At 72.4% G+C, this 20,348-nt stretch carries 17 protein-coding genes; 5 read left to right on the top strand and 12 right to left on the bottom strand.

The annotated features are described in order from the left end of the window. Window positions 1-10 precede the first annotated feature (10 nt). Complete coding sequence (locus ABUW04_RS27920) at window positions 11-2,146, bottom strand: DNA gyrase/topoisomerase IV subunit B (protein WP_030259078.1); 2,136 nt, start codon at window positions 2,144-2,146, stop codon at window positions 11-13. 611 nt (window positions 2,147-2,757) lie between these two features. On the opposite strand from ABUW04_RS27920, the gene ABUW04_RS27915 reads away from it, so the two are divergent. Continuing rightward, on the top strand, window positions 2,758-2,988 hold the full coding sequence (locus tag ABUW04_RS27915; protein ID WP_380567072.1) for a DUF7455 domain-containing protein: 231 nt from the start codon (window positions 2,758-2,760) through the stop codon (window positions 2,986-2,988). A gap of 164 nt (window positions 2,989-3,152) precedes the next feature. Here ABUW04_RS27915 and ABUW04_RS27910 read toward each other — a convergent pair whose 3' ends face one another. The 7 genes from ABUW04_RS27910 to ABUW04_RS27880 all read right to left on the bottom strand — a co-directional run bounded on the left by ABUW04_RS27910 (window position 3,153) and on the right by ABUW04_RS27880 (window position 11,340). Beyond that, window positions 3,153-3,983 (bottom strand): S1 family peptidase, encoded by an 831-nt coding sequence (locus tag ABUW04_RS27910; RefSeq protein WP_380567335.1) that lies wholly within the window; start codon window positions 3,981-3,983, stop codon window positions 3,153-3,155. A 218-nt stretch (window positions 3,984-4,201) separates the two neighbouring features. Further along, entirely contained in the window at window positions 4,202-5,827 is a 1,626-nt protein-coding gene (locus tag ABUW04_RS27905) for an RNA polymerase sigma factor (protein WP_380567070.1), read from the bottom strand. A gap of 349 nt (window positions 5,828-6,176) precedes the next feature. Then, window positions 6,177-7,139, bottom strand: a complete 963-nt coding sequence (locus ABUW04_RS27900) for a FadR/GntR family transcriptional regulator (protein ID WP_380567068.1) — start codon at window positions 7,137-7,139, stop codon at window positions 6,177-6,179. A gap of 205 nt (window positions 7,140-7,344) precedes the next feature. Continuing rightward, window positions 7,345-8,100, bottom strand: coding sequence for a hypothetical protein (locus ABUW04_RS27895; RefSeq protein ID WP_380567066.1), 756 nt, complete (start codon window positions 8,098-8,100; stop codon window positions 7,345-7,347). Window positions 8,101-8,104: 4 nt separating this feature from the next. After that, entirely contained in the window at window positions 8,105-9,238 is a 1,134-nt protein-coding gene (locus ABUW04_RS27890) for an ATP-binding cassette domain-containing protein (RefSeq protein ID WP_380567064.1), read from the bottom strand. A 127-nt stretch (window positions 9,239-9,365) separates the two neighbouring features. Then, entirely contained in the window at window positions 9,366-10,112 is a 747-nt protein-coding gene (locus tag ABUW04_RS27885) for an NUDIX hydrolase (RefSeq protein WP_030259093.1), read from the bottom strand. Between the two features lie 19 nt (window positions 10,113-10,131). Continuing rightward, window positions 10,132-11,340: a DUF4192 domain-containing protein gene (locus ABUW04_RS27880; protein WP_380567061.1), complete on the bottom strand. Its 1,209-nt coding sequence runs from the start codon at window positions 11,338-11,340 to the stop codon at window positions 10,132-10,134. Window positions 11,341-11,523: 183 nt separating this feature from the next. On the opposite strand from ABUW04_RS27880, the gene ABUW04_RS27875 reads away from it, so the two are divergent. Beyond that, entirely contained in the window at window positions 11,524-13,716 is a 2,193-nt protein-coding gene (locus tag ABUW04_RS27875) for a RecQ family ATP-dependent DNA helicase (RefSeq protein ID WP_030259099.1), read from the top strand. Between the two features lie 192 nt (window positions 13,717-13,908). Continuing rightward, entirely contained in the window at window positions 13,909-14,571 is a 663-nt protein-coding gene (locus tag ABUW04_RS27870) for a hypothetical protein (protein WP_051725914.1), read from the top strand. Between the two features lie 28 nt (window positions 14,572-14,599). Here ABUW04_RS27870 and ABUW04_RS27865 read toward each other — a convergent pair whose 3' ends face one another. The 3 genes from ABUW04_RS27865 to ABUW04_RS27855 all read right to left on the bottom strand — a co-directional run bounded on the left by ABUW04_RS27865 (window position 14,600) and on the right by ABUW04_RS27855 (window position 16,813). Next, window positions 14,600-14,977 carry a hypothetical protein gene (locus tag ABUW04_RS27865; RefSeq protein WP_232242422.1) on the bottom strand — a complete coding sequence of 126 codons (378 nt, stop codon included), beginning with the start codon at window positions 14,975-14,977 and terminating at the stop codon, window positions 14,600-14,602. A gap of 457 nt (window positions 14,978-15,434) precedes the next feature. Continuing rightward, the gene (locus ABUW04_RS27860; RefSeq protein WP_380567060.1) at window positions 15,435-16,115 is read right to left on the bottom strand and encodes a ribonuclease HII; all 681 of its coding nucleotides are present in this window, start codon (window positions 16,113-16,115) and stop codon (window positions 15,435-15,437) included. Window positions 16,116-16,264: 149 nt separating this feature from the next. After that, window positions 16,265-16,813 carry a TetR/AcrR family transcriptional regulator gene (locus ABUW04_RS27855; protein WP_380567058.1) on the bottom strand — a complete coding sequence of 183 codons (549 nt, stop codon included), beginning with the start codon at window positions 16,811-16,813 and terminating at the stop codon, window positions 16,265-16,267. Window positions 16,814-16,999: 186 nt separating this feature from the next. Here ABUW04_RS27855 and ABUW04_RS27850 point away from each other — a divergent pair, with 186 nt between their 5' ends. Both ABUW04_RS27850 and dapA read left to right on the top strand, forming a co-directional pair. After that, window positions 17,000-18,586, top strand: a complete 1,587-nt coding sequence (locus tag ABUW04_RS27850; protein ID WP_380567056.1) for an MFS transporter — start codon at window positions 17,000-17,002, stop codon at window positions 18,584-18,586. Window positions 18,587-18,759: 173 nt separating this feature from the next. Further along, on the top strand, window positions 18,760-19,656 hold the full coding sequence (gene dapA, locus ABUW04_RS27845) for a 4-hydroxy-tetrahydrodipicolinate synthase (RefSeq protein ID WP_380567334.1): 897 nt from the start codon (window positions 18,760-18,762) through the stop codon (window positions 19,654-19,656). Here the strand turns inward: dapA and ABUW04_RS27840 are convergent. Beyond that, window positions 19,620-20,252 (bottom strand): histidine phosphatase family protein, encoded by a 633-nt coding sequence (locus ABUW04_RS27840; RefSeq protein WP_030259119.1) that lies wholly within the window; start codon window positions 20,250-20,252, stop codon window positions 19,620-19,622. The genes dapA and ABUW04_RS27840 overlap by 37 nt on opposite strands. Between the last annotated feature and the right edge of the window lie 96 nt (window positions 20,253-20,348).

Genomic DNA, 20,348 nt, shown 5'->3' with positions numbered 1-20,348 from the left:
CGGACCGGGGTCAGACGTCGATGCGGGAGCGGTCCAGCAGTGCCGCCGAGTCCACGATGAACTGCTTGCGGGGGGCCACGTCATTGCCCATCAGCAGGTCGAAGACCTTCTCCGCGGCGTCCAGGTCGCCGACGTTGATCCGCCGCAGGGTGCGGTGCCGCGGATCCAGCGTGGTCTCCGCCAGCTGGTCGGCGTCCATCTCGCCGAGGCCCTTGTAGCGCTGCACCGGCTCCTTCCAGCGCTGCCCCTTGCGCTGGAGCTCCAGCAGGGTGTTCCGCAGCTCGCTGTCGGAGTAGGTGTAGAGGTACTTCTCCTGTCCCTTGCGGGGGTTGGTCAGCTCGATCCGGTGCAGCGGCGGCACGGCCGAGAACACCCGCCCGGCCTCGACCATCGGCCGCATGTACCGCTGGAACAGCGTGAGCAGCAGGATCCGGATGTGGGCGCCGTCGACGTCGGCGTCGGCGAGCAGCACGATCTTGCCGTAGCGGGCCTGGTCGATGTCGAAGGTCCGGCCCGAGCCCGCTCCTATCACCTGGATGATCGCCGCGCACTCGGCGTTCTTCAGCATGTCCGAGACGGACGCCTTCTGGACGTTGAGGATCTTGCCGCGGATCGGCAGCAGCGCCTGGAACTCGGAGTTGCGGGCCAGCTTGGCGGTGCCGAGCGCGGAGTCCCCCTCGACGATGAACAGCTCGCTGCGGTCGACGTCGTCGCTGCGGCAGTCGGCCAGCTTGGCCGGCAGCGAGCTGGTCTCCAGAGCGGTCTTGCGGCGCTGGGCCTCCTTGTGCTGCCGGGCGGCGACCCGGGTGCGGGCGGCCGCGACCACCTTGTCCATCACGGCACGGGCCTGGGCCTTGTCGTCGCGCCTGGTGGAGGTGAGGAACGCCTTGAGCTCCTTGGCCACCACCGCGGCCACGATCCTGGTCGCGGCGGAGGTGCCGAGCACCTCCTTGGTCTGGCCCTCGAACTGCGGCTCGGCCAGCCGGACGGTGATGACCGCGGTCAGGCCCTCGGTCGCGTCGTCCTTGGTGATGTCGTCCTCGGCGACCCGCAACAGCTTGGCGGCGCGCAGCGCCTCGCCGAGGGTCTTGGTGAGCGAGCGTTCGAATCCGGCGACATGGGTGCCGCCCTTGGGGGTGGCGATGATGTTGACGAAGGAGCGCTGGGTGGTGTCGTAGCCGGTGCCCCAGCGCAGCGCGATGTCCACCCCCAGCTCCCGGGTGACCTCGGTCGGGGTCATGTGGCCGAGGTCGTCCAGGACCGGCACGGTCTCCTTGAAGCTGCCGGTGCCCTGCAGCCGCAGGGTGTCGCAGACGGCCTTGTCCGGAGCCAGGAAGTCGCAGAACTCGGCGATGCCGCCGTCGAAGCGGAAGGTCTGCTCGTCGGTGGGCGCCCCGTCCAGGGCCCGGTCGTCGCGCACCACGATGGTCAGCCCGGGGACCAGGAACGCGGTCTGCCGGGCCCGGGCGTGCAGGTTGTCCAGCGAGAGCCTGGCGTCCTTGAGGAAGATCTGCCGGTCGGCCCAGTAGCGGACCCGGGTGCCGGTGCGGCCGCGCGGCGCCTTCCTGGCCTTGGCCAGGGCGCCGTTCGCCCCTGAGGCGGCGGTGAACCCGGCGTCGGGACCCTCGCCCGCGAAGGTCCCGGGGGTGCCGCGGCGGAAGCTGATGGCGTGGGTGTGGCCGCTGCGGTCCACCTCCACGTCCAGGCGCGCGGAGAGCGCGTTCACCACCGAGGCGCCGACCCCGTGCAGACCGCCGGAGGCCGCGTAGGAGCCGCCGCCGAACTTCCCGCCGGCGTGCAGCTTGGTCATCACCACCTCGACCCCGGAGAGGCCGGTCTTCGGCTCGACGTCGACCGGGATGCCGCGGCCGTTGTCGCGCACCTCGACCGAGTTGTCGGCGTGCAGGAACACCTCGATCCGGTCGCAGTGGCCGGCCAGCGCCTCGTCGACCGCGTTGTCGATGATCTCCCAGAGGCAGTGCATCAGGCCGCGGCTGTCGGTGGACCCGATGTACATGCCGGGCCGCTTGCGGACCGCCTCCAGGCCTTCGAGGACGAGGAGGTGCCGCGCGGTGTAGGAACCGTCGCTGGCGGAGCTCCCGCCGGCGCTGAGGGCGGCGGTCGGCACGGTTGTTTCGGCGGTCACGCGCTACTACTCCGGTCTCTCGATGCGGTGGCGCTTCGCTCGTCGCGGCCACCTGCGGGCTTCACAGCCTCGGGGGCGAGCCCCCGAGTCGTTGGACTCCTCAATGGTCGGTCCGGTCAATGGCCGGTCCGGCGCTACGCGGAGCGCGAACACGGGCCCTTTTCCTGGCCCCCCTGCGGGAGGCCGGTGCACCATGGCGTCAATGCTGCCGGGATGCAGGCTACCGGTGTGTGGGCTGGGGCTTCTGCTCCGACCTGCTCGCCGCTTATGCTACGCGCACCCCGTAGGGTAAGTCGGACAAGCGTTCGATATCCCGCACGAGTGACGTGCATGCCATAGTCGGCAGCAGGCATGAACCAAGGGAGCGCGGGGCACGTCCTCTCCAACAAGAGAAAATCCCCGAGGCTCCAAGGGGAGAAGCGGCAGCGACACAGCGGTCACCGCCGTCTCCCCTCCTCCGCTCCTTCAGGCGGGGGATCCCCTTCCCGGCTCAACGGCCGGGCCGACCCGCACCCGAGCGTCACAAAAGAAAAGCCGCAAGCGGGAACGTTTTCGGCCTGGTTGGATGTTGACCCTGGTACGACAGCTCGTCGAGCTAGAGAAGAGGCGACGTGACTACAGTTCTGACCCCCGCGAGCCCGCTGACCGCAGCTGACCGTTGCGACCGGTGCGGTGCCCAGGCCTACCTGCGCGTCTTGCTGGCATCCGGCGGCGAGCTGCTCTTCTGCGCTCACCACGGCCGCAAGTTCGAGCCGGAGTTGAAGAAGATCGCAGCCGAGATACAGGACGAGACCGGCCGGCTGACGGCCGCACCGTCGTCCTCGGGTGAAGAGGATCACTGAGGCGCTCCACCGGGCTGCGCTGAAGGCAGCCCCGACGACGAGCTGAACAGCGACGAAGAGCCGGGCTCCGACCGAGAGGTCGGGGCCCGGCTCTCTGCGTCCGCCGCGCTGCCGGCACGCAAGGGTGACGCATATCACACCCTGTCAGCTCACAGTGCGTCAGGTCACAGCTGGCCCCGCACCGCGTCGGCCATCGCGGCGACCCTGGTGTACACCCCCGGGTGGCCCGCCTCGGCGCAGCCCGTCCCCCAGGACACCAGGCCCACCAGCCGCCCGGCGACCACCAGCGGGCCCCCGCTGTCGCCCTGGCAGGCGTCACGGCCGCCCCGGGCCTGGTCCCCCGCGCACACCATGCTGCTCGCCCGGAAGGCGCCGTCGGGCCCGCCGGGGTAGTCCCGGGCGCAGGTGGAGTCGGCGATCATCGGCACCTGGACCGAGTGCAGCGTCATCGGGTACTGCCCGTTGCCCCTGGTGTCGCCCCAGCCGTAGACGGTGGCCGCCGTCCCCGGCTGGTAGGGCGCCGTGGCGCCCTGATCCACCAACGGGAGCACCGCGCGGCCCGGCTGGGGCACCGCGAGGGTGAGTACGGCCACGTCCCACATGTTGCTGCGCATCGAGTAGTCGGGGTCGATCCACACCTGCGAGACCGGCACCTCGGAGCCGGCCGAGGTGGACAGGTCGCTGCGGCCGACGATGACCCTGAGGTCGGGCCGGTTCGCCGGACGCATGGTCGACTCGTCGTACAGGCAGTGCGCCGCGGTGACCACCTTGGTCGGGGAGACCAGCGTCCCTCCGCAGAACTGCCCGGAGCGGTAGTCGCCGTAGACCGACCTGCTGCCCAGCGCCACCATCCAGGGCTCCTGCTGGGTGCTGGCCCCGGTGCCGCCGATGATCCGCAACTGCCCCTGCGCCAGGGCCGGGGTACTGGTCGCCACCGGTACCGGCAGCGCGGCCAGCAGGACCAGCAGGACCCTGCGCCCCCTCCGCCGCGCCACTGCCCCCGCCGCCCCGGCCGCCTCCGCCGTACGCCTCTTGCCCGCCACCCGTCGCCCTTCGCCGCTTCCGCACCCCTGCGCACATGCGCATGGCTGCGACCCAGCGTATGCGCCCGGTCACGCTCGGCATCCGGTCGGCGCGCACAAAGGCGGCGGGCACATCCCTTCGAGGGATGACGCCCGCCGCCGGTGCCTGCTTCCTGCCGGGTGCGGCTCCGCTAGTCCAGGTAGTCGCGCAGGACCTGGGAGCGGGAGGGGTGGCGCAGCTTGGACATGGTCTTGGACTCGATCTGGCGGATCCGCTCGCGGGTCACGCCGTAGACCTTGCCGATCTCGTCCAGGGTCTTCGGCTGGCCGTCGGTCAGGCCGAAGCGCATCGAGACCACGCCGGCCTCGCGCTCGCTGAGGGTGTCCAGCACCGAGTGCAGCTGCTCCTGGAGCAGGGTGAAGCTGACCGCGTCGGCCGGGACGACCGCCTCGGAGTCCTCGATCAGGTCGCCGAACTCGCTGTCGCCGTCCTCACCGAGGGGGGTGTGCAGGGAGATCGGCTCGCGGCCGTACTTCTGCACCTCGACGACCTTCTCGGGGGTCATGTCGAGTTCCTTGGCCAGCTCCTCCGGGGTGGGCTCGCGGCCCAGGTCCTGGAGCATCTGGCGCTGGACGCGGGCCAGCTTGTTGATGACCTCGACCATGTGCACCGGGATACGGATGGTGCGGGCCTGGTCGGCCATGGCACGGGTGATCGCCTGCCGGATCCACCAGGTCGCGTAGGTGGAGAACTTGTAGCCCTTGGTGTAGTCGAACTTCTCGACCGCGCGGATCAGACCCAGGTTGCCCTCCTGGATCAGGTCCAGGAACAGCATGCCGCGGCCGGTGTAGCGCTTGGCCAGCGAGACCACCAGCCGGAGGTTGGCCTCCAGCAGGTGGTTCTTGGCGCGGCGGCCGTCCTCGGCGATGATCTCCAGCTCGCGCTTGAGCTTGGGGGCCAGCTTGTCGGCGGCGGCCAGCTTGTCCTCGGCGAAGAGGCCGGCCTCGATCCGCTTGGCCAGCTCGACCTCCTGCTCGGCGTTGAGCAGCGGGACCTTGCCGATCTGCTTGAGGTAGTCCTTGACCGGGTCGGCGGTGGCGCCGGCCACGGCGACCTGCTGGGCCGGGGCATCGTCCTCGTCGTCGTCGGAGAGCGTGAAGCCCTGCGACTCCTCCTCGCCCTCGACCGGTTCGCCCTCGGCCTTGGCCGGTGCCGCGTCCTCGGCGGCCTCGTCCTCGGCGCCGAGGTCCTCGTCGGACTTGGCCTTGCCCGCGGCGGTCTTCTTGGCCGCGGTCTTCTTCGCCGGGGCGGCCTTCTTGGCGACGGCCTTCTTCGCCGGGGCCGCCTTCTTGGCCGGAGCGGCGGTCTCCAGCACCGGCGCCGCCTCGTCGAGGTCGTCGGCCGGGCCCGCCGGGACCACCACGGCTGCGGGCTGGGGCGCGGTCACGGCGGCGGCACGCGGTGCCGCCGCCCGGGTCGTGGGAGCGGGAGCCGCAGGCGCCGTACGCGTCGGCACGGCCCTGGTCGCGGTCGCCTTCGTCGCTGTGCTCTTCGCCGCGACGCTCTTGCGGGGGCGCTTGGGGGCGGACGACTCCGCCGCGCTCACCATCAGCGTCACACCCTCCTCATCGAGGACCTGGTTGAGGCTGCGCATGACGTTCTTCCACTTGGTGACCGGGATCTGGTCCACCTCGAAGGCGTGGCGCACGTCATCGCCGGCGATCTGCCCCTGTGCCTTACCCCGCTCGATGAGTGCCATCAGCGCGGTGGACTCGGCGATTTCGGGGGGGAGCGAACGGGATGTGCTGGCCGACACGAACAACCTCTCGGACGTGAGTGAACAGAAACCGACCCGTGAGGGCGGATTCTGGTAACTGCTGGACGTGAAATCTGGAGCTGAACCGGGTTCGGCGCCCGGCACACGAAGTGCCGCCGCCTCCGTAGACATCGCTGCCCGCGGAGAAGTGTTACGCCTCGCTTTGGTGGTGCAGGTCACAGTCGCCCGAGGACGCTGCTGCCCGGAACCTACCCAGGACAACCCGGGGAGATGGCGGGATCATTCCTGTGGTCGCCCGATCCGGTGAAGGTTACGCGGAACTCGGCCGCGGGACGCAGCAGGCCGCCGCCCGGATCCGGGCGGCGGCCTGCTGGCGGGGACGGCGGGCTCAGTGCTCGCGGGGCGCCGGAACCACGTGGTCGACCTCCGGATGGACCGTCAGAAGCGCACGCATGGCCGCTTCCGCCGCCGTGCCGTCACCCGTGCCGAGCGCCTCGACCAGACGGGTGTGCAGCCCGACCGACGGCTCGGACGGGCGCTCGCACGCGGTGACCGGGCTTCCGGACACGGTGAGCGCGGAGCCGACGATCCCGGCCAGGTGCTCCAGCATCCGGTTCCCGGCCAGCTCCAGCAGCAGGGCGTGGAACTCGCTGTCGGCACGGCTGAAGGTGACCTGGTCGCCCTGGGCGACGGCGTGGCCCATGATCTCGGTCATGTCCACCATCCGCTGGTGGACCTCGTCCCGGCCGTGCCCCGCCGCGAGCCTGGCGGCCAGCGGCTCGATCGCCCAGCGCAGTTCGAACAGTTCGCGGCGCTGGTCGTCGCGCTGCGGACCGTAGGCGCGCCACTCGATGATGTCGGGGTCGAGCAGGTTCCAGTCGGCGACCGGGCGGACCCGGGTGCCGACATTCGGACGGGCACTGACCAGGCCCTTGGCCTCCAGCACCCGCAGCGACTCGCGGACGACGGTGCGGGAGACCTCGAAACGCTGGCCGATCTCCTCGGGGACCAGGGGGCGGTCCGCGCCCAGGTCACCGGAGACGATCATCTGCCCGAGCTGCTGGACCAGCTGCCCGTGCAGTCCCCGGCCCCGGCCGCCGGCGACCCGGCGGCCGGGCCGGCCGAGGTCGGACTCGGCGCTGTCCCAGTGCAGTGAGGGGCCAGGAGCCCCGCGCTCGGGAAAGGCCCGCTCGGCGGTGCGTTCGCCGACGGGGAAGCGGTCCAGCTCGCCGACGCCGGAGCGGGACGGCTCGGACAGGCGGGTGGTGGTCATGGGGGGATGCGCAACGGTACTCACGTCTCCTTTGTCGGCGATGGCGGCCCGCGCCTTGAGGACTTTCGTGAAAAGCACACGAAAGGGTGATCGCCTGTCACCAGACAATTGACGCTTTATCTGCATCTTCTGCGCAAAACAGGCAGAGTCTGGCGAGGATGGGGCCCTGACGATCACTCAGCGTCAGCACACCTGGTCGAGCGGTCGCGCGGATCCCCCCGTTCCCCGCCGTCCCTGGACCCCCGCCGTCCCTGGCCGCCGCCGTCCCTGGCCGCCGCCGTCCCTAGACCCCGCGGCGGCGGGGCAGCACGGCGAGGTAGCCGAGCAGGAGCAGCAGGACCGGACCGGCGGCCAGCAGCAGCAGACCCCGCGGCGACAGCGAGGCGGTGCTGTGCAGCCCGCTGAGCGGCCCGTAGAGCCAGGCGTGGCCGGTGTCCACCGGGAACAGCCGGTGCCAGTGCGCGGCCCGCAGCCGGTCCCCGGTCAGACTGCCGTCGCGCAGCAGCCGCACCGCCGGCTCCACCAGGACCGGCAGGGTCAGCAGCACCAGCACCCCCGCGGCGGCGCTGCGTAGCAGGGCGGCCGCGAGCAGCCCGATCCAGCCCGCCGCCACCGCGAGCGCGGCGAAGCCGACCAGGGCCGGCGCCGGCGTCGGCGGCCGGTGCAGTACGACGGCGTACACCCCGGCGTCGACCGCCAGGGTCGCCGCGACCAGCAGCACCGAGTAGACGGCGGAGACCAGCAGCTTGGCCAGCAGCAGGCCGAGGCGGCGACGGACGGGCAGCAGCAGGGGCTGCAGCACCGGGTAGCGCACCTCGTGCCCGTACGACAGTGCGCCGACCACACCGGCGCCCAGGGCGGCGATCGGCAGCGGCAGCAGCGGGACCCCGGCGGTGAGCACCCGCACCGGGTCCGCCAGCGAGGGCTGGCGGACCGTCAGCGCGGCCACGGCGGCGTCGGCGAGCAGTACGGCCGCCAGGACCAGCCAGGTGGACCGGATCCCGGTGAGCCGTCGGCGCTCATAGGTCAGTGCGTGCACGTGCTCACTCGCTTCGCTGGTCGGACGCGGGGGGCTCGTCCCGGTACAGCGGACCGCTGACCGAGGCGAGACCGGCCGGGACCCGGGAGCGGGTCGCGGTGTCCGCCGTCGGTACCGGCACCGAGGCGGAGACCGCGCTCCCCGGGGTCAGCACGACGACGGTCTCGCCGGGCTGCGCCGGCGCGGCCGAGGGCGGGGGCAGGGCGCTCGCGCCCGCCGACGTGGACTGCGGGACGGCCACCGGTGCGGGCGCGGGCGCGATCCCGGGCCCGGAACTGGAGCCGGCTGCGCGATCGGCGAGCTCGTGCAGCAGGATGCCGTGCCGGTAGGCGAGTTCACCGATCTGGGTACGGGAGGCGCCGACCACGGCGATGCCCGCACCGCCCTCCCTGCGCACCTGGGCGCCGGACTCGGTCAGCAGGTCGGCGAGCCGGCCCACCTGGGGACCGCGTACTGACACCTCGTCACGCAGCCGGCTGCCGACGAAGTCGGCCTTGGCCTGGTCCGCCATGAGCCTGCCGCCGTCCAGGGTGACCACCCGGTCCGCCAGCGCCGCGGCCTCGCGCGGATCCCGCACCGTGGCCAGGACCGTGCCACCGCCTGCGGCGAAGGCCCGCAGGAAGGCGTGGAACCATTCGGTGTTCTTGGGTGAGAGCCCGTGGGTGGGCTCGTCCAGCAGCAGCGTGCCGGGATCGCCGAGCAGCGCTTCGGCCAGGGCGAGCCGACGGCTCATACCCGGCGAGAAGGTGCGCAGCCGGTGTCCGGCCGCCGGGGCGAGCCTGGTCTGCTCCAGCAGCTGGTCGGCGCGGCGGGCCGGGACCCCGACGGCGGCGGCGACCATGCGCAGGTGCCCGCGGGCCTCCCGGCCCGGATGCCCGGTGTGCCGCCCCGGATCACCGAGGACCGCACCGACCTCCCGCTCCGGACGCCGGATCCGCCGGTAGGGACGGCCGTCGAAGAGCGCGACGCCCTGGCCGCGGTCCAGTCCGAGGGCCAGCCGCAGCGCCGTGGTGCGACCCGAGCCCTCTGCTCCGAGCAGGACGGTGACCTGCCCCTCGCGCGCGTCGAAGGAGAGGTCGAGCAGGGCCGGGGGACGCCCCCTGCGCCAGCTCTTGGTCAGTCCGATCGCCTGGAACACAGGGCCTCACCTCGCGATGCCGGTGCGCAGCCTTCCTCCGCCCGTTGCCAGCACGATAGACCGACTTAGTTACTTTGCGTGGTATTGGCGCTACGGCATGTAGGCGTCAGCCCCCGGGTGTCAGGCCTCAGGCGTCGGGCCTCAGCATGGGCGGGTTCAGCACCGTCGCGTCCCCGGCCCGGAACAGCTGGGCCGGGCGGCCGCCCTGACGGGTGGTGGTACCGCCGGCCGGCACCAGGAACCCGGGCGTCCCGGTGACCTTCCGGTGGAAGTTGCGCGGATCGAGCGAGACCCCCCAGACCGACTCGTAGACCTGCCGCAGCTCCCCGACGGTGAACTCGGCCGGACAGAAGGCCGTGGCCAGCGCGGAGTACTCGATCTTCGAGCGGGCCCGCTCGACGCCGTCGGCCAGGATCCGGGTGTGGTCGAAGGCCAGCAGCAGGCCGTCGTCCTTGCCGCGCCCCAGGAGCTCCTCGACCGGTGCCCAGCGGGCGCTGCGGACGTCCCCGCCGGGGCGCGGGGTGGGCAGGTCGGGGGCGAGGGCCAGATGGGCGACGCTGACCACACGCATCCGCGGGTCGCGCTGCGGGTCGCCGTAGGTCGCCAGCTGCTCCAGATGGGCCCCCTCCCCGGGCTCCTGGCCCACCGCGCCATGGGTGCGCAGCCCGGTCTCCTCGGCCAGTTCGCGGGCGGCCGCCTCGATCAGCCCCTCGTCGGGGCGCACGAAGCCACCGGGCAGTGCCCAGAAGCCCTGGAACGGCGGCTCGCCGCGGCGCACCATCAGGGCGCACAGTGCATGATCGCGAACGGTCAATACGACCAGGTCAACAGTGACCGCGAACGGGGGGAAGGCCGACGGATCGTAACGCGACATGGGCGCGATCATAGTCGTCTCACTGACGATAAACACCCCCGGACGGTGGAGCCGCGCAACCCGTCCCCCGGCCGGTCCTGACCCGTCTGCGCTCGCCGGGGGCCCGTCCGGGACGGCGTCCGGCCCCGCGCCGCTGCCGGGCGCGGCGCTCCGCGCGGAGGGTGGCGCAGAGCGACTGCGGCTGGGCCCCGGTGTTGACCGCCTCGTAGAGCAGCCGGGCGAAGGTGTAGTCCTCGTCGGTCTCCAACGCCCGTCGCAGTGCGATCCTCGCGGTGACCTGGTCCCCGGTGACCCAGGCGGTCCAGGCCAGCAGCGAGAGCGGGGCGGCCGCGTGGTCGTCGAAGGGCCCGGTGCAGCGGCGGGCCAGGAACCGCCACAGCCGTTGGGCGTGCTCCACCTCGGGCGGGTCGAGCCACTCCGCGGCCCGGTCCCTGGCCAGCCGGTCCTGCAGGCCGAGGATCAGCCGGGCGGCCTCCTCCGGCGGGAGGTCGACGGCGCCACCGCCGAACCGCAGCACCGCGGCGTCCACCAGTTCCGCGGTGCGCGCCCTGACCGCCTCCCGGCCGCCGTCCTCCGACAGTTCGGCCACCAGGGCCGGAACCACCCGCTCGAAGGCCCGCAACTGCTCCTCCGCCCCGGAGGCACCCACCGGGGCGAGCTCCTGCTCCAACTCCTTGAGGCTGCCGCGCACGCTGATACCGGCGTAGGCGGCCGCCGCGGCCACCGCCGGCGTCCTGCCCGGCCGTTCGACCGGCGTGCCCTCCTCGGGGCAGCAGACCGGGTTGCCGCAGGCGTAGGACCACCAGCGCCCCGCCGAGACACAGAGGGACTCGTGCAGCGGGATGCCCACCGCGCGGAACGCCTCGGCGAGTTCGGTCGCCAGCGGCGCCAGCGCGTCGCGGACGGCTCGGCCGTCCTGCCCTGGTTCGGGATCGCGGCAGAGGTAGAGGATCACCGCGTCGGGACGCCGGTCGCGGTGCTCGGAGAGCGCCACCAGGTAGCGGGCCACCTCCGCCGCGGCGCCGGGCCAGGACGGCGGCGGGGGCAGGTCGATCCGCACCGTGCCGCCCTGCCTGCGCCGCGGGCCCTGCAGCCCCAGCGCGACCACGCTGTCGCTGGGGAAGAAGCCGAGCAGGAAGGGCAGGACGTCGACCATGTCGGCGGGGGTCCGCATGGTCACCACGGGATGGTCGAGGGGAGTCGTCGGGGGCTGCGCGTGCTCGTTCATGGGTCGAGCATGTCCGGTCCGCGGCCCCGGCCCGGGAGGTCCGGCGCTCGCTGTGGACAACCCGGGGGATGTGGAGAACCCGGCCACCCGCAGGTGTGAAGCAGAAACGTCCCTGTGCTCCGCGAGCACCCGGACTCCCCACGCCGTTCGCGGTTTGTCGGACCCAGCGGCTATCAATGAGCCATGGACCAGACCCCGGACACCCAACCTCTCACCGACCGTGCGGCGGTCCGCGAGCGGGCCGACGCCGTGCTCCGCGAGCTGGCCGGCGGCGACGCCCGGCTGCGCGAGGACCAGTGGCGTGCCATCGAGGCGCTGGTGGTGGACCACCGCAGGGCCCTGGTGGTGCAGCGCACCGGCTGGGGGAAGTCCGCCGTCTACTTCGTGGCCACCGCCCTGCTCCGGGCGGCCGGCGCCGGCCCGACCGTGATCGTCTCCCCGCTGCTGGCGCTGATGCGCAATCAGATCGACTCGGCCGCCCGGGCCGGGATCACCGCACGCACCATCAACTCCGCCAACGCCGACGAGTGGGAGACGGTCCAGGCCGAGGTCGCCGCGGGCGCCGTGGACGTCCTCCTGGTCAGCCCCGAACGGCTGAACAACCCCGACTTCCGGGACCAGGTGCTGCCCCGCCTCGCCGCCTCCACCGGGCTGCTGGTGGTCGACGAGGCGCACTGCATCTCGGACTGGGGGCACGACTTCCGCCCCGACTACCGGCGGCTGCGCACCATGCTCGCCGAGCTCTCCCCCGGCGTCCCGGTGCTGGCCACCACCGCGACCGCGAACGCCCGGGTCTCCGCCGACGTGGCCGAGCAGCTCGGCACCGGCGGTGGCGAGGCGCTGGTGCTCAGGGGCCCCCTGGACCGGGAGAGCCTGGCCCTGTCGGTGCTGCCGCTCGGCGACCCGGCGCACCGGCTCGCCTGGCTCGCGGACCACCTCCCCGAGCTGCCGGGCTCCGGCATCGTCTACACCCTGACCGTGGCCGCCGCCGAGGAGGTCACCGCCTTCCTGCGGCAGCGCGGTTTCCCGGTCGCCTCCTACTCCGGGCGCACCGAGGACGTCGACCGCCGCAGCGCCGAGGCGGACCTGCTGGCCAACCGGGTGAAGGCGCTGGTCGCCACCTCCGCCCTGGGCATGGGCTTCGACAAGCCGGACCTCGGCTTCGTGGTGCACCTGGGCTCCCCGCAGTCCCCCATCGCCTACTACCAGCAGGTCGGCCGGGCCGGGCGCGGTATCAAGCGCGCCGAGGCCCTGCTGCTGCCGGGCCCCGAGGACCAGGCGATCTGGCGCTACTTCGCCGGCCTGGCCTTCCCGCCCGAGGAGCAGGTCCGGGCCACCCTGGCGGCCCTGGCCGGCCACACCGGCCCGGACGGCGAGCCGCTCCCGCTGTCCACCCCGGCCCTGGAGGCCAGGGTCGACCTGCGCCGCAACCGGCTGGAGACCATGCTCAAGGTCCTGGACGTGGACGGCGCCGTGAAGCGGGTGCGCGGCGGCTGGATCTCCACCGGCCGCCCCTGGTCCTACGACAGCGAGCGCTACGCCAGGGTCGCCGAGACCCGCCGGGCCGAGCAGCAGTCGATGCTGGACTACGCGTCGACCACCGGCTGCCGGATGGACTTCCTGCGCCGCCAGCTCGACGACGGGGAGTCCGAGCCCTGCGGCCGCTGCGACAACTGCGCCGGAGCCCGCTTCCCGCTGGAGTCCTCCGCCGAGGCCCTGGACGCGGCCCGGGCCTCGCTCGGACGGCCGGGCATCGAGCTGGAGCCCAGGCGGCAGTGGCCGACCGGGCTGGCAGCCGCCGGGATCGGCCTCAAGGGCAGGATCGCCCCCGGCGAGCAGGCCGCGCCCGGGCGCGCCCTGGGCCGGCTGTCGGACATCGGCTGGGGCACCCGGCTCCGCGGCCTGCTGGCCCCGGGAGCACCGGACGCCCCGGTCCCGGCCGACGTACTGGACGCGGTGGTCACCGTCCTGGCCGACTGGGCCCGTGGCCCCGGCGGCTGGGCCGGTCCCGACGCGGCCGCGGCCCGTCCCTCCGGAGTGGTGACGCTGGCCTCCCGCAGCCGTCCGCAGCTGGTGGAGAGCCTGGGCGCGGGCATCGCCCGGGTCGGCAGGCTGCCGCTGCTGGGCCGGGTCGAGTACACCCCCGGCGAACACCCGCGCGGCTCGCGCAGCAACAGCGCGCAGCGGCTCAGGACCCTGCACGGCTCCTTCGAACTACCCGAACAGCTCAGTACCGCCCTGGCGGCCCTGGAGGGTCCGGTCCTGCTGGTGGACGACTTCACGGACAGCGGCTGGACCCTGGCCGTGGCCGCCGGAATGCTGCGCCGGGCCGGTGCTCCGGGGGTGCTCCCGCTGGTGCTGGCGCAGCAGGCGTGAGCCTCCGGACGCGGTCGTGCCTACCAGCACATCATCGCAACGGTGCGGATAATGAAAAGAACTGACAGAAGATTGCCGCAGGATCGGCTGAACACGGACACTTCCGACACAGTGCCCGTTGCCGCATCCGACCCCGGGACGTGAGAATTGGACCGACCGGCACATGGGGCACGGGGAGGGAGGGCCTTGAGTATGGACTCCGGCAATCGCAGGCCCTCCGGCAGAAGCCCGGCCCGCATCACCCTGCACGCGGTGTCCCTGCCCGGCGCCTCGACCCGGGTCATCGACCAGGAGAGCTGGGTCCAGACCACTCCCCCGCTGCTGCGCGCCCCGCGCGAGCTCGTCAACGACCTGCACCGGGTGCACCGTCCGCAGCCGGGCACGGCCGTGCTCGGGGTGCTGGCGCAGGACGGCCGGATGGTCGCCGGGGCCTCGTTCTCGGCCCGGGTCGGGTACGGGGACGGCTGGCAGTACCGCAACAGCATCCTGGCGCAGCTGCGCGGCATCGTGCCGCACGACCTGCGACTGCCCCGCCCGGTCCGCACCGCGGTGCTGATGCTCTGCCGGCGCGGCACCCCCGAGTGGACCGAGACGGACGGCGCCTGGATGTGGGCGCTGCGGGACGCCAGCGGGCTGCACGGTCTCCGCTGCGGCGCCTACGTCACCCTCACCGACGCCGGCTGGCAGGTGATCGGGGACGACCGCGGCGGCCGCCATCCGCACGCGGGCTCCTGGGCCGAGGAGGCGGTGCCGCCGGTCCGCGCCATCAGCGCGCTGCCGCCGCACCACGGCGCGATCCAGCCGCTGCGGGTCCTGGAGGCAGCGCCCGAGCAGGCCAGAGCCGCCGTCCACTGACAGGCGGACGGCTGCGGGCCCGAAGGCGTCAGCCCTGCTGCTGCGCCGGGATCAGACCCGGGTCGCCGCAGAGCACCACCAGTCGGGTCGCCCGGTCCAGGGCCGCGGCCAGCGCCTGCCTGGCGACAGCGGGCGAGCCCCCGTTCACCGCGAGTACGACGACCTCGCGGCGGACCGGACGGCACTGCGCCGCATCGGCGTAGAAGACGTCATTGCCCTCCTCCAGCTGCGCCCAGTAGCGCTCGGCACCGAAGGACTGCTCGTGCTGCTGCCACGGGTGCGGCTCACCCGTCGTCAGCACCAGTACCTCACCGGGCCGTCGGCCGGAGTCCAGCAGCAGGTCGACCGAGTCGTCGGCACGCGACAGCGCACCCTCCGAACCGGCCGGAACGGACTGGATCTCCACGGTGGGCGACGCCGGCGCGACCGGCGCAGCCGGAGCGGCGGAGTGCGGGTGCAGCGGGGCAGCCGGGCGGCGTGGGACAGGACCCGGCTTGGGCACACGCGGCGGCCCGGGTCGCGGGACCGGACGCGCGGCAGCGGCAGGACTGTGTACGGCTGGGTTCGCAGGCGGTGTCACAGAAGGCATGGTGCGGGCTGTCGCGTCCGTCTCGTCGTTGGATGGAACACGAGGGCCCGGGGCGGTCTTGTGGATCTCCAGCTCCTCGGCAGAATCTGGCGGCACTCCGGATGGCGTCGCACAGCGCCCCAGAGCTTACTCGGTGCCGTCGAACAGCCGGTAGGGGGCCCGCCCGTCCCTCGGGGACAGTCTGTGAACTCCGTGAGGACGCCCCGGGAACCGCACAAGAACTTGTCGATCCGCCGTCAGGAAAGCCCGGTGACCTACCGTCAGAAGCCCGCCGTCAGAAGCCCAGCGACAGCTGCTCCGAGTCGTCCTGGAGGCGCGAGGTCCGCAGGTGCCGCCAGGCCGGGAGGTCGTCCAGGTACGACCAGGAGAGCCGGTGGTGCGGGGTGGGGCCGTGCTCGGCCAGCGCCGCCCGGTGCACCGGGGAGGGGTAGCCGGCGTTGTCCCCGAAGGCGAACGCGGGGAAGTGGGCGCCGAGCTCGGCCATCAGGCCGTCCCGTTGGACCTTGGCCAGCACCGAGGCGGCGGCGACCGCGACACAGGACTGGTCGCCCTTGATCACCGTGCGCACCCGCCACGGGCCGCCCAGATAGTCGTGCTTCCCGTCCAGGATCACCGCGTCGGGCCGCACCGGCAGGGCCTCCAGCGCGCGGATCGCGGCCAGCCGCAGCGCGGCGGTCATGCCCAGTTCGTCGCACTCCAGCGGCGAGGCGTGACCCAGCGCATGGGCGGTGACCCACTCGGCCAGCACCGGAGCCAGTTCGTTCCGGCGCCGGACGGTCAGCAGCTTGGAGTCGGTCAGCCCCTGCGGCGGCCGGCGCAGCCCGGTGACGGCGGCGCACACGGTGACCGGACCGGCCCAGGCGCCGCGGCCGACCTCGTCCACCCCGGCCACCACCTCCGCCCCCGCCCTGCGAAGGGTGCGTTCGACACGGTGGTCCGGTGGCTCCACGGGCATCTGCGGTCACTCCGAGTTCTTCCGGATCCGGGCGGTGCGGCGGCGGCCTGTCAGTGGCCTGGTGCACAGTGGTAGGTGCACCGTTCCAGTGTCCCAGTCGCGGCGGAGTGCTCCGCCCGGCCGGAAAGGAGCGCACCGTGCGAGCCGACTCAGGCCCGGACCAGGGGCAGCAGCACCTCGTCGACCAGGGCGACCACGTCCGCGTCGGTCGGCGGGCCCTGCATCTTGGCCCGGTACAGCATCAGCGCCGGGGCGACGTCCGCCACCAGCGGGGTCACCGCCTCGGGGCGGACCTCCCCGCGCCCGGTTCCGCGCCGCAGCACCTCCAGCACCGCCGCCTTGCCCGGATCCATCACGCATTCGTGCATCAGGCCCAGGAACGGCCGTGCCCGCTCCTGGTCGAGTTCGCCCATGATCACCCGGACCGCGCTGCCGGGGAGCGACAGCATCGCCGCCCTGGCGTTCCGCATCAGCTCCAGCAGATCGCCGCGCAGGCTCCCGGTGTCCGGCACCGGGCCGACCGGGGGCAGCATCGCCCGCATCGCGCTGAGCACCAGTTCCTCCTTGGACGCCCAGCGGCGGTAGACGGCGGCCTTGCCGGTCTGCGCCCCGGCGGCCACGGCCTCCATGCTCAGGCGGGCATAGCCGGAGGCCACCAGTTCGTCCAGGGTCGCCTGGAAGATCGCCTGTTCGAGCACTCTGCCGCGCCTGCGCGAAGAGCGAGGACCGACGCCCCCGGTCGCCCCTGCCGTCACCAAGGAAGCCGCCTCCAGAAAATCATTAGTGAACGGTTGCGTTCACAACTGTTGCGTACGCAACGCCGACACCACTACCGTCGATTCTAGTGAACGACTGCGTTCACTCCAGGTCCACAGGGGGAAACCGTGGCCATTCCCAGCACGATCACCCGCTCGTCACCACCCCGGGCACGCCGCGGCCAGCACCCGGGCATCGCCCTCGCCGTCATCGCCACCACCCAGTTGATGGTCATCCTCGACGCCACCATCGTGAACATCGCGCTGCCCCACATCGCGACCGCGCTGAAGCTCTCGACCACCAATCTTTCCTGGGTCATCAACGCCTACACCCTCACCTTCGGCGGGCTGCTGCTGCTCGGCGGCCGCATCGGCGACATCATGGGGCGCCGGCGCACCCTGATGGCCGGCGTGCTGCTGTTCAGCTTCGCCTCGCTGCTCGGCGGCCTGGCCACCGCTCCGTGGATGCTGCTGGCCGCACGGGCGCTCCAGGGCATGGGCGGCGCCATCGCCTCGCCCACCGCACTGGCCCTGATCACCACCAACTTCAAGGAGGGGCCCGAGCGCAACCGTGCCTTCGGGGTCTTCTCGGCGGTGGCCGGGGCCGGCGGCGCCATCGGCCTGCTGGCCGGCGGTATGCTCACCACCTGGCTCTCCTGGCGCTGGGTGCTCTTCGTGAACGTGCCGATCGGCATCGCGATCGCCCTGCTCGCCCCGCTCTACATCAACGACTCCGAACGCCGCCCCGGCCGCTTCGACCTGCCCGGTGCGCTGAGCTCCACCGTCGGCATGGTCTCGCTGGTCTACGGCTTCATCCGGGCGTCCCAGGACGGCTGGTCCGACCCCTGGACCCTGGGCGCCTTCGGCCTGGCCGTGGTGCTGCTCGCGGCGTTCCTGCTGATCGAGTCCCGCACCGCGCAGCCGATCACCCCGCTGCGGATGTTCCGCAACCGCAACCGCTCCGGCAGCTACGGCATCATGCTCTGCCTGGCCGCGGCGATGTTCAGCATCTTCTTCTTCGTCACCCTGTTCGTGCAGGACGTCCTCCTCTACAGCCCGCTGCGGGCGGGCCTGGCCTTCCTGCCGATCAGCTTCGCCATCGTCACCGCGGCGCAGATCTCGGCCCGGCTGCAGATCAAGCTCGGTCCCAAACCCTTCTTCATCCTGGGCTCGCTGCTGGTCACCGCGGGCATCTCCTGGCTCACCCAGATCGACGTCGGCACCAGCTACGTCAGCGGGATCCTCGGCCCCACCCTGCTGTTCGGCCTGGGCATGGGGTGCATCTTCGTCCCCATCATGCTGACGGCCGTCGCAGGCGTGGCACCCGCGGAGACCGGGGCCGCGACCGGAATGCTCAACGCCACCCAGCAGGTGGGCGGCTCACTGGGGCTGTCCATCCTGGTGACCGTGTTCGGAACGGCCAGCCGGAACGAGGGCAAGCACCAGGCCGCGCAGTTCCTGGCGCACGCCACTCCGCAGCAGCTCGCCGCCTTCAAGCAGAGCGGGCAGTTGCCCAAGCACTACTCCGACCTGGTGCTCACCCACGGCATCTCCACCGCCTTCGAGATGGGCCTGGTCTTCGCCCTGCTGGCCGCCGTGATCTCGGTGTTCGTCATCAAGAAGCCACCGGCGCCGGCGACTCCGGGCGACCCCGGGCTGCACGACGCGGCACCGGCCGGCGAACCGGCGAAGGAGGCGGACGAGGAGGCGGCCTGAGCCGCCGTCAACCACCGGTTGCCCTGCTCCCAGCACCGACTGTTAACGCTTGCTCAACGGTCGGCGGTAGAACAATTTGCTGGTGGAACCGAATCATGGACCGGCACCCTGGGACCACCCCCTCCCCCAGGAGCTGAGCCGTGACCCTCCCCTTCGGCAGTACCGCCGCCGCGATGATCACTCCGTTCCACCCCGACGGAAGCCTGGACGCCGACGGCGCCCAGGCCCTCGCCGTCCACCTGGTCGACCGGGGCTGCGACGCACTGGTCCTCAGCGGCACCACCGGGGAGTCCCCCACCACCAGCGACGCCGAGAAGGACGCCCTGCTGCGGGCGGTCCTGGAGGCGGTCGGCGACCGCGCCCGGATCACCGCCGGCGTCGGCAGCAGCGACACCCGCCACAGCATCGAGCTGGCCCAGGCTGCCGAACGCGCCGGAGCGCACGGCCTGCTGACGGTCACCCCCTACTACAACCGTCCGGGCCAGGAGGGCATCCGCCGTCACCTGGCCGCCGTCGCGGACGCCACCGCACTGCCCGTCATGCTCTACGACCACCCCGGACGCACCGGCAGCCGGCTGGACCGGGAGACCCTGCTGCGGCTGGCCGAGCACCCGCGCATCACCGCGGTGAAGGACTCCACCGCCGACCTGGCCGCCTGCGCCCACATGATGGCCCGCACCGACCTGCACTACTACTCCGGGATCGACGAACTCAACCTCCCGCTCTACGCCCTGGGCGCCGTCGGCGCCGTGAGCACCGTCGCGAACCTCGCCCCGGGCGAGACCCGGGCGGTGCTCCGGGCCCATCGCGACGGCGACCCGGCCGCCGCGCTCCGACTGGACCGCCGGCTCCGTCCACTGGTGGAGGCGGTGATGAACCTGGCCCCCGGCACCGTCACCACCAAGGCCCTGCTCAACCACCTGGGCCTGCCCGCCGGCCCGGTCCGCCTTCCGCTGCTGGACGCCGAACCGGCCCTGACCGCCGTCCTGCTGGAGGCGCTGACCGGTGCCCTGGACGACGGGACCGACCCTGATCAGATCCAGCGGTCGAAGGGCCGGTCCAGGGTGTAGCGGCCGTCCGGGCCCAGCAGCAGGGTCCGGTACTCCCCGTTGTCCGGATTGGAGAGCGCCTCGAACTCCTCCACCGACCAGTGGAACCAGCGCATGCAGAACAGCCGCATCATCAGGCCGTGCGTCACCAGCAGCACATTCGGCGGATAGTCGGGGCGCTCGAAATTGCGGTGCAGGGTCTCGAAGAAGGCGCCGACCCGGTCGTAGACATCGGCGCCCGACTCGCCCTGGGTGAAGCGGTAGAAGAAATGCCCGTAGGCGTCCCGCGCCTTGCGCTGCCGGCGGATGTCCTCGGCGTCCTGGAGATTGCCCCAGTCCTGCTCCCGCAGTCTCGGCTCCTCCATCACCCGGGTCCGCGAGGGATTCATCCCCAGCAGTGCATAGGTCTGCCGATTGCGCAGATAGGGGGAGACATAGGCCTGCACCGGATCGATGCCGAACTGCCCCCGCAACTCCGCCCCCACCGCCCGCGACTGCTCCCGCCCTTTCGCGGTCAGTTCCAGCGCATGGTCGGGTACCCGCTCGTAGATCGTCTCATCGACGTTCCCCTGCGACTCCCCGTGCCTGACCAGCACAATGCGCTGTGGACGTGCCATACGACCACCCTAACCGGCCCTTTCGGGGCGGGCGCGGCGCCCTTGACAAAAGTTCTCTTCTGGATAATCCGCCACAGATCGAATTGCTACCCTGGT

Source organism: Streptacidiphilus jeojiensis (genome assembly GCF_042510965.1).
Taxonomy (GTDB): Bacteria; Actinomycetota; Actinomycetes; order Streptomycetales; family Streptomycetaceae; genus Streptacidiphilus; species Streptacidiphilus jeojiensis.
This window is presented reverse-complemented; position numbering and strand designations above follow the sequence as displayed.